At 75.7% G+C, this 13,916-nt stretch carries 12 protein-coding genes; 3 read left to right on the top strand and 9 right to left on the bottom strand.

All coding sequences use genetic code 11. The features are described from left to right. Positions 1-245: 245 nt before the first annotated feature. Both KPF47_RS26850 and KPF47_RS26845 read right to left on the bottom strand, forming a co-directional pair. A complete protein-coding gene (locus tag KPF47_RS26850) occupies positions 246-1,157 on the bottom strand; it encodes an arginase family protein (protein WP_224391610.1) in 912 nt (303 codons plus the stop codon). 151 nt (positions 1,158-1,308) lie between these two features. Continuing rightward, a complete protein-coding gene (locus KPF47_RS26845; protein ID WP_224391609.1) occupies positions 1,309-2,121 on the bottom strand; it encodes a serine/threonine-protein kinase in 813 nt (270 codons plus the stop codon). A gap of 404 nt (positions 2,122-2,525) precedes the next feature. Between KPF47_RS26845 and KPF47_RS26840 the strand changes: the two genes are divergently transcribed. Then, positions 2,526-3,338, top strand: coding sequence for an LmeA family phospholipid-binding protein (locus KPF47_RS26840; protein WP_224391608.1), 813 nt, complete (start codon positions 2,526-2,528; stop codon positions 3,336-3,338). Positions 3,339-3,461: 123 nt separating this feature from the next. Here the strand turns inward: KPF47_RS26840 and KPF47_RS26830 are convergent, their stop codons facing one another. Next, entirely contained in the window at positions 3,462-4,961 is a 1,500-nt protein-coding gene (locus KPF47_RS26830) for an FAD-dependent oxidoreductase (RefSeq protein ID WP_224391606.1), read from the bottom strand. 13 nt (positions 4,962-4,974) lie between these two features. Then, a complete protein-coding gene (locus KPF47_RS26825) occupies positions 4,975-5,919 on the bottom strand; it encodes a diiron oxygenase (protein ID WP_224391604.1) in 945 nt (314 codons plus the stop codon). Positions 5,920-6,134: 215 nt separating this feature from the next. Between KPF47_RS26825 and KPF47_RS26820 the strand changes: the two genes are divergently transcribed. Continuing rightward, the gene (locus KPF47_RS26820; protein WP_224391603.1) at positions 6,135-6,926 is read left to right on the top strand and encodes a collagen binding domain-containing protein; all 792 of its coding nucleotides are present in this window, start codon (positions 6,135-6,137) and stop codon (positions 6,924-6,926) included. Further along, on the top strand, positions 6,919-7,722 hold the full coding sequence (locus tag KPF47_RS26815; protein ID WP_224391602.1) for a YceI family protein: 804 nt from the start codon (positions 6,919-6,921) through the stop codon (positions 7,720-7,722). Before KPF47_RS26820 ends, KPF47_RS26815 begins: the two co-directional genes overlap by 8 nt. A 127-nt stretch (positions 7,723-7,849) precedes the next feature. On the opposite strand, the gene KPF47_RS26810 is transcribed toward KPF47_RS26815, so the two are convergent. From KPF47_RS26810 to KPF47_RS26790, 5 genes are read right to left on the bottom strand one after another with little or no spacing between them, the layout of a single operon-like run. Continuing rightward, a complete protein-coding gene (locus tag KPF47_RS26810) occupies positions 7,850-8,179 on the bottom strand; it encodes a hypothetical protein (RefSeq protein WP_224391601.1) in 330 nt (109 codons plus the stop codon). A 38-nt stretch (positions 8,180-8,217) separates the two neighbouring features. Next, positions 8,218-9,513, bottom strand: a complete 1,296-nt coding sequence (locus KPF47_RS26805; RefSeq protein WP_224391600.1) for a YeeE/YedE family protein — start codon at positions 9,511-9,513, stop codon at positions 8,218-8,220. A 23-nt stretch (positions 9,514-9,536) separates the two neighbouring features. Beyond that, a complete protein-coding gene (locus KPF47_RS26800; protein WP_224391599.1) occupies positions 9,537-11,543 on the bottom strand; it encodes a hypothetical protein in 2,007 nt (668 codons plus the stop codon). Then, positions 11,543-13,375: a selenium-binding family protein gene (locus tag KPF47_RS26795; protein WP_224391598.1), complete on the bottom strand. Its 1,833-nt coding sequence runs from the start codon at positions 13,373-13,375 to the stop codon at positions 11,543-11,545. Before KPF47_RS26795 ends, KPF47_RS26800 begins: the two co-directional genes overlap by 1 nt. After that, positions 13,372-13,722, bottom strand: a complete 351-nt coding sequence (locus tag KPF47_RS26790; protein WP_224391596.1) for a hypothetical protein — start codon at positions 13,720-13,722, stop codon at positions 13,372-13,374. Before KPF47_RS26790 ends, KPF47_RS26795 begins: the two co-directional genes overlap by 4 nt. Positions 13,723-13,916: the final 194 nt, after the last annotated feature.

Below are 13,916 nucleotides of genomic sequence, written 5' to 3'. Positions count from 1 at the left end.
TCGGTTGTCCCGGCCTCGACGGTCGTCCGGTGTGCCCCGCCCGGTCACCACCGCGCCGGCCACCCGGACGCGAGGCGTCACCGGCCGGGACCCGTACCGCCGCGGCGCCCGCGCGTCCCACGTCGTCGAGGCCGGGCCACGGAACCATCCACACCAGGACGCTGCCGGCACCGACGGCAGCGGCTCCACCGCGAACACCCGCGAGCCCCGCTCCAGCGGGTCAGGTCCACCGCGGGCCCGGCGGGTCAGGCCCGTCCGGCGAGCGCTCCGACCACCAGCTCGACGTAGCGGTCGAGCAGCGCCCCGTCCGGATCGTGCGTCGGGTTCACCTCGGTCAGCACCACCGCGGCGACGCCCGGCGCGGCCAGCAGACCCCGCAGCACCCGTCGGGCGGTCTCCGCCGGCACGCCGGTCCCGTAGTGCGGGAAGTTCGCCAGGGGGAGGTCGCGCGAGTCGACGGCGTCGATGTCGAAGTGCACCACCACCGCGGCGTCCCGACCGCCCCGGTCCCGCAGGGCCGCCAGCGCCCGGGCCGTGCACCCGTCGGGATCCTCGCGCAGCCGACGGTCGTCGGCGTGGACCAGCTCCGGACGGGCGGCGAGGGCGGCGGCGTCGTAGCTGTCGCGGTCGGTGGCGTCGTAGCCGAGCAGCGTCAGCTGGTGCGCAGCGAGCAGCGGATGCCGCGCACCGATCCGGGCCAGCTCGGTGTCGGCGATCCCGAGCAGGTGCGCGACCCCGGTCGCGTCCAGCACCCCGCTGCGGGTCCGTTCCGGCGACGACAGGTCGGCGTCCCCGTCGACGTAGGCCAGCCGGACGTCGTCGTTGACCCGTTGCAGGCCCGCCACGACACCCGGGGTGATCGTGCAGTCCCCGCCCACCACCAGCGGCACCCGGCCCGCCCGGCTCTCCCGCTCGACGGCGTCGGCCACCCGGCGGGCCACCCGCACCACCGCGGCGATGTTGCGTGCCGCCGCGCCGACGGCGTCCGGCGACCACACCTCGCCCGCCACGTCACCGGAGTCGGTGACCGGCACCCCGGCGGAGCGCAGCCGGCTCAGCAGGCCACGCTCCCGCAACACCGCCGGCGCCCGGTCCTGGCCCGCGTGGTGGGCGCCCGCGCTGGTCGGGACCCCGATGAACGCCAGTTCTCCCTGCATCCGTGCAGCCTGTCGGACACCGGCGCGGTCCACCATCGGTGCCGCGGCGGCCGCCGCGCGCACGGGCCGGCGTCGCCCGTGCCCCCGGACGGGCCGTCCCCCGCGGCGTGGCGGCGGACGGGGCCGCGGGCGTGGGCCGGCCCCGCGCCCGTCACCGGTGGGTTCCGGGGCGGTGGGCCCCGAGGCGGTCCGCGGACCCGGCCGCGGTCGCCCGCCCGCCCGGCTGCCGGGAGGTCATGCCGGACAGCATGCGGCGCAACCGGACCGGCAGTCCGTCCGGGACACGCGGGGACCGGTGCAGCCGGGCGACGGCGGACTCCACGGTGGTGCCCGGGTACTCCCGCTCCCCGGTGAGCGCCTCGATCAGCACCAGGCCCAGTGCGTAGACGTCGGCGGCGGGGGTGACGGCCTCGCCGGCGACCTGCTCGGGAGCGAGGTAGGCCGCGGTGCCGAGGACCGCGTCGGTCCGGGTCAGCACCGAGTGGGCCAGCACGCGGGCGATGCCGAAGTCGGTGAGACGCGCCCGGCCGGTCTCGGCGCAGAGCAGGATGTTGGCGGGCTTGACGTCGCGGTGCACCACCCCACGGGCGTGCAGATGCGCGAGCCCGGACGCGATGTCGGCGCCGATCCCGGCGACCTGTGCGGCGGACAGCGCTCCGCGGGCCAGCCGTGCGGCCAGGGTCTCCCCCTCGACGAGCTCGCACACCAGGAACGGACGACCACGGTCCACGCCCAGCAGCCGCACCAGGTTCCGGTGGTCCAGGTGGGCCATGGCCCGCAGCTCACGGCACTGCCGGTCCACCCCGCCGGTGTCGCAGCGGTCGAGGAACAGCTTGACGGCGACCGCGCGGTCCTCGTGCGGGTCCCACGCCCGGTAGACCGTCGCGGTCGACCCGATGCCGATGTGGGTCGCGAGGATGTAGCGCCCGGCGATCACATCGGTCTCCGGGACCGGAGAACGCATCACTGTCATGACAGACGGTGCCGTCAGCACCGGTGCACTTGTCCATACCGCGGGCCCCCGATCACCCGGCCGGGGTGGTGTCAACGCCCCGACGAGGCCCTCCCGGCGGTGACGGCGCGTCCGGTCCGGCCAGGTCCCTCACCCGGATGGCCTTGCGGGACAACGACGGAGGAGACGCGCCTGGCGCCCCGGTCCGGTGCGCCCGACGGCGCGGGACCGGGCACCGCCGGGCCGCCGTGGACGGTGGCGGCGCCGGTGCACCGGGCCCGGGCGACCGCCGTCGCGCCACCGGCCGACGCCGCCGTGCGGGTCGTCGCACACCCCGGCCCGCGACGGGCGGGACGCCGCCGGGCCTGCGACGCTCGACCCGTCCGTGCCCACCGTCCGAGGGAGCCCGCAGCGTCATGGCAGTCGAGACGCCGGCCGGGGCCCGGGCGACGACGGCCCTGCTGGACGCGGGCACCGCGCCGGGGTCGGCACTGCTCCTGCGCGCGCTGCTGGAGGCGGCACGGCTGCGCTACGTCGGACGACCGACGACGCTGCGGTCCCGCGGAGCGGAGGTCCGGCTGGTGCCGACCGCCGTCGCGTCGTCCGGGCTCGGGGTCCGGGCACTGACGACGGGACGGTTCGACCGGGTCACCCTGGCCGCGCGCGAGGTCGTGCGGCCCGGTCTGGCGCTGCGCGGGCTCAGCGTGACCGCCGCCGACGTGCGGCTGCGCGCCGGCCTCGCCCCGGAGCTGGTGTCCGGCCCGGTGGAGATCGAGGCCGAGCTCGACCCGGCGTGGGTCGCCGGGCGGCTGCGGGAGCACGTCCCCCAGGTCGAGGTGGGTGTCGACCCCGATGGCGTGGCCCGGGCCCGGCTCCGTCGCCGTCCCGCGCTCGGGGCCGCCGACCTCGCGGTGTCGGTGGACGGGCACACCCTGTCCTGGAAGGTCAGTGGGCTGACCCTCGCCGGGCGGTGGATGGGCCCGCCGCGCTCGGCCGACACCCGTCGCTCCGTGCGGGCGATGGTCGACCGCAGCCCGCTGGCCGCCGTCCGCTCGGGCCGGGTCGAGCTGCCCGGGCTGCCCGCGGCGCTGCGGCTGCACGGCCTCGACCTCGCCCCCGACCGGATCGTGGTGCGCGGCCGGCTCGACGGGTGGCGGCGCACCGTCCCGCTCGCCCGGATCGACGACGTGCTGCGCGGCGCCCTGTCCCTGCTGGACCTGAGCCGCTGACCCGGGACGGCCGCCCCCGGCCGCCCGGCAGCCCGCGCCCACCCGGCTTGTCGATCAGTACCCGAGCGTCGTCGTCCGGCGCCTGGACGGCGCTGAGGTACTGATCGACGGCGAGGTGGGGGGTCAGCCCCGGCGGAGGCGCCGGGTGAGCGTGCCCAGGCGCGAACGCGGTCGGCGCGACGGGAGCCGACCGGCGACGGCGTCGTCGAGCAGGGATCCGACCGTCTCGGCCGCGCAGGTGCGGTTCGTCCCGATCCCGCCGGACGGGCCGCGCTTGATCCAGCCGACGACGTAGTGGCCGGGACGGCCCTCGACCCGCCCGGCGTCGTGCGGGACGACGCCGCGCTCGTCGTCGAAGGGCAGACCGGCGACCGGGCGGCCGCGGTGCCCGACCGCACGCACGACCAGACCGGCCGCGATCAGCGTGCCGTCGGCGGTGTGCACCCCCTCGGCCCGGGTGCTGCCGTCGACGCCCTCGGGCGCCGAGTGGAACCGGAACACCACCCGCGGCCGCTCGGCGGGCACCGACCAGTCGATCTTCTCCCGGCGGGCGCCGCGGAGCAGCGCGTGCGCCGGGGACGCGGCGGGACCGTCGAGGGACTCGGCGATCCGCGGGTCGTGGTCGTCCACGACCACCTCGACCGTGCTGCGACCGAGGAGCTCGCGCAGCTCCGGGGCGGTCGCGGCGACCGCCTCCGGGCCGCGACGGGCGAGCAGCACGACGTCGGTGACCGCACCGGCACGCAGCGCCGCGAGCGCGGCGGGGTCGATCGGCGTGCCCTCCAGGTCGGCGGCCGGGGCGGTGAGCACCCGGGCGACGTCGATCGCGACGTTGCCGGTACCGACCACGACGACCCGCTCCACCGACGTGTCGACGGCGTCGCGCGGCACGTCGGGATGGCCGTTGTACCAACCCACGACGGTGTCGGCGGCGATGCTGCCGGGCAACCCCTCCCCCGGCAGGCCCAGGTCCCGCGGCGCGGGCGCGCCGACGGCCCAGACCACGGCGTCGTGCCGGGCGGCCAGCTCCTCGACCGACACGTCGCGGCCGATCTCGGTGCCCAGCCGCATCCGCACCCGCGGGTGCGCGTGGAACCGGGCGAAGGACTCCCCGACCCCCTTCGTCGACGGGTGGTCGGGCGCTACCCCGAACCGGACCAGCCCGCCCGCGACGTCGAGCCGGTCGTAGAGCGTGACCGTCGACGAGGTGTGCAGCAGCAGGTCCTGCGCGGCGTACATCCCCGCGGGCCCGGTCCCGACGACGGCGACGTCGAGCGGCGCCATGTCCGCGGGCAGCGACCGCGTGAACGACAGCGGGTACCACTCGTGGAACAGCGGGGAGTCGCCCTCCAGCTTCCCGGCGACCGGCCTGCCCTCGTAGTAGTCCGCGTTGACCTCGGCGTACCCGGCGAGCGAGGCACTCAGCCTCTCCACCGGGAAGATCGCGTCGACCGGGCAGGCGTCGGCACACGCCCCGCAGTCGATGCACGCCCGCGGGTCGATGTAGAGCATGTCGGTCGTGGCGAAGTCCGCCTCACCGGGCGTCGGGTGGATGCAGTTGACCGGGCAGGCCGCGACGCAGGACGCGTCGGTGCAGCAGGTCTGGGTGATCGCGAAGGGCACGGCCGGCTCCGGGTCAGATCAGGTTCGCGCGGCGGTAGAAGTACAGCGCAGGCTTCGTGAGCAGGCCGCAGGAGGACAGGAACTCCATCAGCCCGGCGCAGGAGGACCGCAGCATCGCCTTGTGGTGCTCGTTGTTGCGCGCCTCGTGCAGCGCGCGCCTGCGGTCGAGGCCCGCGTTCTCGTACAGCTCCTCGTTCCACATCGCGGTGACGATCTCGTAGGCGGCCAGCGCCACGAACAGCGCCTGGACCCGGCGGCGCACCGGGCCCGCCCCGCGGAGACGGTCACGCGTCTCCTCGCGGGCGAACTTCATGTGCCGCGACTCCTCGACCACGTGGATGTTGTTGATCGTCCGCACGAACGGGACGACGCGCTCGTCGCGCATCCAGTCCCGCTGCATCACGTCGAGAACCTCCTCGGCGACGAGGATGGAAGCGTAGGCGGCTTCCCCGGAGTAGACGGCAGCACAGAGCCGCCCCAGCGCGACGACGCGCTTCTTCGGGATGTAGGCCGGGGCGCCGAGCTTGGCCGAGCCGCGGGCGAACATGATCGAGTGGCGGCACTCGTCGGCGATCTCGGTCAGTGCCCACTGGAAGGCCGGGTCGGTCGGGTCCTTGGCGTAGAAGTCCCGCAGGATCAGCTGCTGCAGGATCATCTCGAACCAGATGCCGGTCGAGGCGACCGATGCGGACTCGTGGCGGGTCAGCTCCTTGCGCTGCTCCTCGGTCAGCTCCGCCCAGTAGGCGGTGCCGAACAGGCTGCTCCACTCCGGGCTCATGCCGTGGAGGTCGCGGTCCAGCGGGGTGTCCCAGTCGACCTGGGTCGCCGGGTCGAAGGACATCTCCGCGGACGAGCGCAGCAGACGCTCGGCGGTGTCGTGACGGTCGGCGGCGTGCTGGTCCGCCGGGCGCCGGTCGTTCCCGGCCTCGAGCCCGTGCTCCGGAACGGTGGCGGTCATGTCGACTCCTCGCAGACAACGACGTCATTGCTGTAACCACCGGTAACGTTACCACCGGTTACACGTGACGCAAGCCCCCGCGTGCACGGCGACACGATCCACGGCCGACGGCACCGGTGGGGGTGACACGGGGTCCACCCGGGAGGGTTATCGTTGCGATGCACAACTAACTGGGAGGTCGCGACGTGACACCGGAACGGGACGGACCTGCGGTCGTGGGCACCGTGCGGGGGCGGACCGGTGCCCCCGTGCCGGGCGCGACCGTCACCGTCGCCGACCTCGACGGCCGCCAGCACGGGCGCGCCGGCGGCGGCGAGGACGGCACCTACGGCGTCGGTCTGGGCACCGGCGGGACGTACCTGGTGGTGACCCGCACCGACGGCGCCGGGCCCGACGCGGGGCTGGTCGCCGTCGGCGCCTCCCCCGCCCGGCACGACGTGACCGTCGCCGGCGGCGGCACCGTGCGGGGCACGCTGACCGACGCCGTCGGGCGGCCGGTCGGGGGCGCCGCCGTCACGCTGATCGACACCGCGGGCGAGGTCGTCGCCCACACCCCGACCGACCCGGGGGGCCGGTTCCTGGCCGAGACCCCCGGCACCGGTCCGCACACCCTCACCGCGACCGCGCCGGGGCACGGGCCGCTGGCCCGCACGGTGGACGCCGACCCGGCGGCGCCGCCGGTGGAGCTGCGGTTCCCGGCCCTGGCCGGGATCGCCGGCGTCGCCCGCAGCGGCGACGGTCGTCCGGTCCCCGGGGCGCGGATCGTGATCGGGGACAGCGACGGGCGCACCGTCGCCGAGACCACCACCGGGCGGGACGGGAGCTACGAGCTGCACGGCCTGCCGCCCGGCCGCCACGAGCTGACGGCGAGCGGCTGGGCCCCGGTCGTGGTCGCGGTGCAGGTGGCACGCGGCGCGACGACACCGGTCGAGGTGCGCTTCGGCGCCCCCGACCCGACCGGCGACCGGATCGGCGGCCCCACGAGGACGGAGCAGGGACGTGGCTGAGCTCTACGGACGGCTGAGCACACCCGACGGCTGGCCGGTGATCGGCGCGACGGTCACCGTGATGGACGCGGGCGGGGTCCAGCGGGGCCGGGCGGCCAGCCGGGCCGACGGCGGGTTCGCGGTGGCGGAGCTCGCACCGGGACCGCACACGGTCGTCGTCGCGGCGGCGGGGTACGAGCCGTCCGCGCGGTCGGTCGCGCTCATCGGGGACGGCACCGACCTCGGCCGCATGGAGCTGGCCCGGGCCGGTGGCGCGGTACTGCCCGCTCCCGGCCTGTGGCGGATCGACCCGCAGCACTCCAGTATCCGGGCCACCGCCCTGCACCTGGGCATGAGCCGCATCCACGGCAGGCTGCGCCGGTTCTCCGGCGACCTGCGGGTGGCCGACCCGTTCGAGGCCAGCTCGGTGAGCGTGTCGATCGACGCGGGCTCGGTGGACTCCGACGACCCCGACCGCGACACCCACCTGCGGACCGCCGACTTCCTCGACGTCGACGCCCACCCGGCCATCGGCTACGAGGGCGACGGCCTGACCCGGGTCGACGCCACCCGGTGGACGGTGCACGGCATGCTCGCGCTCAAGGGGGTCAAGGCCCCGGTCGACCTGCACATGACCTACGGCGGCACCGGGCCCGACCTCTGGGGCGGCACCCGGGCGGCGTTCACCGCCACGACCGAGATCTCCCGCGACGAGTTCGCGATCGACTGGAACCAGTCGGTGCTGGCCGGTGTGCTGGCGGTCGGGCGGACCCTGCGGATCGACCTCGACGTGCAGGCGGTCCTGCAGGAGGGCTGAGCACCTCACCGCGCACACGACCGCCCCGTCCGGAGATCCCGGACGGGACGGTCACCGGCCCGCCTGCCCCGTGCGAGCCGGGTGCACCCCGGGCGGCCCTGTGCGCAGCCACCCGGGGTGGGACCGGTCAGGTCAGGCCGTCGAGCACCCCGAACGCGGGTGCGGTCAGGTCGACCGGCTTCAGCAGGTCCTCGGGCAGCGGCGCGCCCGGGACCCCGGAGAGCAGGTACACCGGGGTGTCCCCGCCCTCGCCGGCGGACTCGTCGAGGTCCGCCGAGTCGCTCGGGGTCACCTCGCCGTCGTAGCGCCAGACGGAGCCGTCGTAGTAGGCGTCGCCGTGGCCGTGCCGGCTGTCGTGGTGGCCCTCGTCGGCGTGCGCGAGTCCACCGGCCAGGGTGGCCAGCGCCCCGGCGCCGGCGACAGCGGCCAGCGCGCGGACGGTCGTGCGTGCGGTCATCGTGTGAACCTCTCTGGTGGGGGGAGCGTCCGGCAGGCTCAGCAGAGCGAGTCGGCCGGTTTGGGGTTGGACAGGCCGAAGAGCGGCCGCAGCCGCAGCCCGACCCAGGTGCCGCCGAGTGCGACGACGGCCCAGATCCAGCCGTGCAGGCTGAACGAGGCGATGCCGGAGAAGTAGGCACCGATGTTGCAGCCGCCCGCGAGGCGCGCGCCGTAGCCCATCGCGATGCCGCCGAGGACCGCGCCGAGCGCGAGCTTCCACGGGACCCGCTTGTGCAGCACGAACGCGCCGCCGACCGCGGAGGCGACCAGCGCGCCGATCATGATGCCGACGTCGAGGTTCGAGATCCGGTCGGCCAGCACCGGGGCGGCGAGCGACCGGGCGTTCGCCGGGACCTGCCAGTAGGCCAGGCCCGCCATGTCGAACCCGAGCGCCTGCAGCACCTTCGAGCCCCACAGCGCGAAGGCCGAGGTCACGCCCCAGGGGGCCGCGGAGACGAACAGGACCGCCGCGTTGAGCGCGGCGAGCACGATCGCGCCGACCCACATCGGCCACGAGCCGCGCAGGACCCGCGCGACGCCGCGGGCCGACGGAGGTCGCTCCACCGGCGGCGGGGTGCGGCGGCGGGCGACCACCCAGGTGACCGCGGTGATCGCGGCCGTCACGAGCAACGTGAGGGCGACGGCCCCGGGGTAGCCCAGCAGCTGGGCCAGGTTGACGCTCGGACCCTGCGGGACGGTCTGCGTCCAGAAGGTGTGGGTGAACACCGCGAACATCGAGCCGAGGACGAACCCGAACAACGTCAGCACGATGGCGGACTGCCCGCTGCCGACGGCGAACAGCGTGCCCGAGGCGCACGACCTGCCGACCTGCATGCCGATGCCGAACAGGAAGGCACCGACGACGAGCCCGATGCCGATCGGGTTCGTGAACCCCTTCGGCTCGCCGGCCAGGGCGAACCCGGACGAGAGGATCACCGCGAACAGCACCGACGCCGTCGCCAGCATGACCATGTGCGCGCGGATCGCCGCGCCCTGCCCGACCGCGACGAGCTGACGCCAGCCGGAGGTGAAGCCGAACCGCGAGTGGAACAGGGTGAAACCGAGTGCGAGGCCGAGCGCAGCGGTGCCGACCATCGTCGCCGGGGCCACCGTGCTCACCCCGACCAGGAACAGCACGGCCAGGACCAGGCCGACGGCGACGACCCGCCACTGCGGCGGGGCGGCCGCGCGGTCCTGCGGGCCGAACGCGGTGCGCCCGGTTCCGGGAAGCTCGCGCAGCGCGCGGGTCAGGGATCCCGGCGACCGGCCGGGCGGATCCTTCGTGATCGACACGGGAGTCTCCTCGTGGGGGGTGGTCAGGGGGTGGGTCCGGCGGGGCCGCCGGGGTCGAGGGCGGAGCCGATCCGGACGACGGCGCCGCCCGGGAACCAGGCGGCCTCGTTCGGAGCACCGTGGTGCCCGCCGTCGCCGGTGTCGGTGGTCATCGGCACGCTGACCGGGGCGGCACCGTACAGGGCGGGCGACGGGTCGGTGTAGGGATCACCGGTCGTCGCGGCCCAGGCACGCAGTCCCGACAGCGACGGGGCGGACCCCGGTGCGACCGCGGCGAGCGTCCGGACGTAGCGCTGCGGAACCTGCTCCTGCGGTCCGAAGTCCAGCGGCAGCAGGGTGCCGGGGCTCTGCCCCAGCACTCCCCCGGTCAGCAACCAGGGCGCGAGGTAGGTCCCGCCGAGTGCGGTCGGCGTGGTCAGCGCCGTGCGGGCGGTGTCCCGCACGGTGGTCGCGGCGTGCTGCCACCCGGACAGGACGACCAGGGCGTCGTCCGGTCCCGGGGCCGAGCGCACCGGCAGCCCGGCGGCGGCGGCCTCGGCGCGCACGGCGTCGGCGGCGGCGCGGGAGCGCGGTGAGACGTCCCCGGCGATCGCCAGGCCCGGTGCCTGCTGCGAGGCGAGCGCGCGGACGGTGCCGCGCAGGGCGCGGGCGTCGGCCGGGTCGAGGGTCTCCGACGGGCACGGGCCGAGCTCGGGGTCGCCCCCGGCCACGATCCGCCCGAGGGCGGCCGACAGGCACTCCGGGCCGTCGGCGCCGGTCGCGCCGGCGGGCGCGGTCCGGTCGGTGCCGACGTCGACCGGCACCGCGCGGGCCAGTCCGCCCGCGGTGAGGGTGATCGAGGTCGTGCCCTCGGGCAGGTCGACCAGTGCCCAGCCGCCCGGGGCGCCCGAGCGCGCGGTGAAGGGCACGTCCCGGTCGCCGGCCCGCACGGCGTAGCCGGCGGGGGCGCCCTCCGCGGCGTGACCGGCGGGCATGGTGGCGTCCGGGCCGGTCACGCTGACCCCGGCGCCGGTGAGCTGCACCAGGTTCGGGCCGGGCCGCATCGGGGCCACCGCCAGCGTGAGCGGCCCGGCCCCGAGGTCGACCGCACGCACCAGCGCCTGTCCGGGGACGGCAGCGGGAGCCGGCGCGGGCAGTGCCGCCAGCAGCGTGGCGGCCCCGACCGCGGTGACCGCGGCCAGCGCGGACGGCGTGCGGAGCCGGTCGCGCACCTCGTCGGCACGCACGGCCTCGGACCGGCTCCCGCCGGCGGCGCGGCGGGTCAGCCACGTCTCGGCGAGCAGCAGGCCCGCGACGGCCGCGGGAGCCACGACGGTCACCAGCGCGGCCCGGCCGAAGCCGGTGCCGTGCAGGTCGGTGAGGGAGAAGGGACCGGCGACGACGAGCCGGACCACGGCGAGCACGGCCCCCACGGCTCCCGCCGCGACGCCGAGCACGCGCACCCGGGCGGGCCGCGCGGAGTCGTCGGTACGGGTGGTGACCAGGTGCACCGCGGCGCCGGCGGCCAGCGCCCCGGCGACGGCGTACCCGGCGTCGAGCGCGAACCGCGGTCCGGCGCCCGGGGTACCGGCGAGCTGCAGGACCAGCAGTGCCGTGACCACCGCCGCGGGGAGCACGGAGAACACGGGGCGGGACGTGGCCAGCAGGGCCGGCACCGCGACCGTCGCCGCGAGCAGCAGGGTCCAGCCGGTCGGCCCGGCGCCGGACCGGGTCACCGCGGCAACCGCGGCGGAGACGGCGACGAGCGCCGCGACTCCCGCGACGACCCGTTCGGCGCGTCCGGGCGCACCGGCGAGGACGCGCACCAGGCCGGACCCGGCCACCACGGCGAGCGCGGTGAGCAGGACCAGGCGCAGGGCCGCGTCCGCGAACGGCACGCCGTCCTGAGGTCCTGCGGCGAGGACCGCCGGGGCGGCCCCCGCCACTGCACGGAGCAGGGCGGGGGCGTCCCCGGCCGGGCCGGCGGGCAGGAGCCCGCCGGCCGGCACGAGCGCTGCCCCGACGGGCAGCAGGAGGGTCGGCACCGACATCAGTCCTTGATGTCCTCGTCGGCGGCGACGAACAGCATCGAGTGCGGCTTGGCGTTACCGAAGTCGCCGTGCGGCCAGCTCTCGCGGTTGAAGTTGACGCAGGTCTCGCCGGTGTCCTCGTCCTTGAACGACTCGTCCAGGCTCAGCGTGCCGTCCGGGGCGATGTCGGTCATGCACAGGCGGTGGTCACCGTCGAGCCCGGTGCGGGCCACGAAGTAGTTCGCGGTCGCGAGGCGCCGGGGCTGGTCGGTGTGCCGGTAGTAGCCGTCGTCACCGCGCTCCAGGTTGTCCAGCGCGCCCCGGTGCGGGCCCGCACCGGTCTGGTCCGGGTTGATGCCGACCGTGCCCTTGATGGTCGGGCAGTCGCTCTCGGCACCACCGGCGGTGCTCTCCTCGATGGTGTCGATGGAGCACTGCGGCGCGTCGCCCGAGGCCAGCAGCTTCTCGATGTCGAGCGAGAAGACACCGCCCGCCGTGCCCTTGTCGTCCGGGCCCAGCGTGCCGGCCTTGCGACCGATCGTGGCGTGGTAGAGCGTCGTGTCGTCGGCGCTGGTCTGGATCCAGCCACCGTTGGCGCTCGGGCCGCCGTTCTCGCCACCGACGCCCAGCTCCGGGGCGACGGTCGCCAGGTCGAAGACCTCCTTCCAGACCGGGTTCTCGGCGGTGATGTCCGGCGTGTAGTGGATCGCACCGCCCTGCATGGTCTGGGCGAAGGCGCCCTTGTGCTCCGGCCGGTTGGTGACCGTGGTCTCCATGACGGCGCGGTTCTCGTTGCGCAGCGGGTCGACACCGTTGGAGCGCGGGCCGGTCGGCAGGTACTGCACCGACTTGACCTTCGACTTGTTCAGGTCGGAGATGTCCCAGGTCCGCACGGTCGGCCGACGCAGGTACGGCGACGGGTTCTTGACCGGGTCGAGGATGATCGACCGCGGCTCCGCGTAGTCACTGGTGACCATGGTGTTCAGGTCCTCGCGGACCTGGATGCCGTGCGGGTTGGCGCAGGTGGGGTTGCCCAGTGCCGGCATGTTGAGGCACTGGGTCGGGTCCTCCGGGGTCTCGGTCGCGGCCGGGGCCTCGACCAGGTTCTTGCCCTCCTGGTCGAACCGCACGACCGAGCCGGGCGCGCCCGCGAAGCCGTTGCCGGTCCGGACCTCACCGTTGGTGTAGCGGCACGGGCCCGGGGCGACCGGGCCGCCCATGTAGGTGCCGTACGCGGTGCCGTCCTTCAGGACCCAGTAGGCGTCGGGGACCGAGCCGCACAGCGTCTGGGACGGGAGCGAGATGCCGGAGAGCTTGATCTCCGGCAGCGCCGCGACGTCGAAGACGTAGGTGGCCGCGGAGTACAGGCCGCCCGCGTAGATCTTGTCGCCCTTGCGCCACGAGTACTGCATGTGGTGCGGCTCGTTCTCCACCAGCGGTCCGACGGTCGCGGTGTTGACGACCTTGCCGTAGTCCGGGGTGTCCTCGGTGACGTCGACGACGGCCAGGAAGTCCGGGCCGGGCGCCGCGTCGCGGACCTTGTCGACCGGGTCGAGCAGCGACCCGGGCAGGTTGCGCACGTCCGCGACCGCGGTGTCGGCGATGTTCTCGTCACCGGCCCAGACGAGCGCGTACTCCTTCTTGGGCCCGTCGGCGGACTGCTGACGGGCCTCCGGCGTGAGGTTGTTCTCGACCCAGTAGTTCTTGCCGTCGGCGCCGGTGACCTCGGACTTGACCTTGTCGATCGTTCCCTGGGCCGCCGCCGGGATCGCGACGACCCCGGCGACGACGGCGGCACCGGCGAGGGCGACGAGCCCTCGTCGTGCCCAGCGGGACTGCGGGAGCAGGCTCATTCGCCGGCCCCGCCGGACAGGAAGGTCGGGGTGATCTGCTTGGGCGCCTTCGACACGACGTCGACCAGACCGGCGGCGGGGACGCCCGCGGGGGCGAAGTCACGCAGCTGCTGGATCGGCTGGTCGGAGTCGAACGCCTCGTAGGACGACTCGACCGGCGGCGCGGTCGGCGCCGGGTCCGGCTGGTCGTCGTTCGGGGCGCTGAGGATCGGACCCAGGTCGGGGACCAGGTCCGGCGTGGCCGCCTGGGCCGCGCCGGACAGGCCGATCAGGGCGGTGCCGGCCAGTGCGGCGCCGCCGGCGATCAGCCGGACCCGGGACGCGGACCGTGCGCGGTGCTGAGGCACGACGTGTCTCCTTCATTCGTGACGGGGAGCGGATGGTGCGGTCCGATGTGGACGTTCGCGCAGCGGCGGGCCGCCGCACCGTCCGTGCGGGACGGTGACGGGGGGGGCGCGGCAGGTGCGGACGTGTGCTCCGGCGGGCCTCGACCCCCTCCCGGGCCGCCGTGCGGGCGGGGCGGGAGGTCCGCGCGGGGGCG

Source organism: Pseudonocardia sp. ICBG1293 (assembly GCF_020131355.1).
Taxonomy (GTDB): Bacteria; Actinomycetota; Actinomycetes; order Mycobacteriales; family Pseudonocardiaceae; genus Pseudonocardia.
The sequence above is the reverse complement of the archived record's forward strand: the minus strand, read 5'-3'. Positions and strand labels throughout refer to the sequence as shown.

What these genes read in the sequence shown, in the direction of transcription:
- KPF47_RS26795 (WP_224391598.1), bottom strand. Translation starts at nt 13,375, where the DNA reads ATGAGCCTGCTCCCGCAGTCCCGCTGGGCACGACGAGGGCTCGTCGCC.
- KPF47_RS26825 (WP_224391604.1), bottom strand. Translation starts at nt 5,919, where the DNA reads ATGACCGCCACCGTTCCGGAGCACGGGCTCGAGGCCGGGAACGACCGG.
- KPF47_RS26840 (WP_224391608.1), top strand. Translation starts at nt 2,526, where the DNA reads ATGGCAGTCGAGACGCCGGCCGGGGCCCGGGCGACGACGGCCCTGCTG.
- KPF47_RS26850 (WP_224391610.1), bottom strand. Translation starts at nt 1,157, where the DNA reads ATGCAGGGAGAACTGGCGTTCATCGGGGTCCCGACCAGCGCGGGCGCC.
- KPF47_RS26800 (WP_224391599.1), bottom strand. Translation starts at nt 11,543, where the DNA reads ATGTCGGTGCCGACCCTCCTGCTGCCCGTCGGGGCAGCGCTCGTGCCG.
- KPF47_RS26810 (WP_224391601.1), bottom strand. Translation starts at nt 8,179, where the DNA reads ATGACCGCACGCACGACCGTCCGCGCGCTGGCCGCTGTCGCCGGCGCC.
- KPF47_RS26845 (WP_224391609.1), bottom strand. Translation starts at nt 2,121, where the DNA reads ATGCGTTCTCCGGTCCCGGAGACCGATGTGATCGCCGGGCGCTACATC.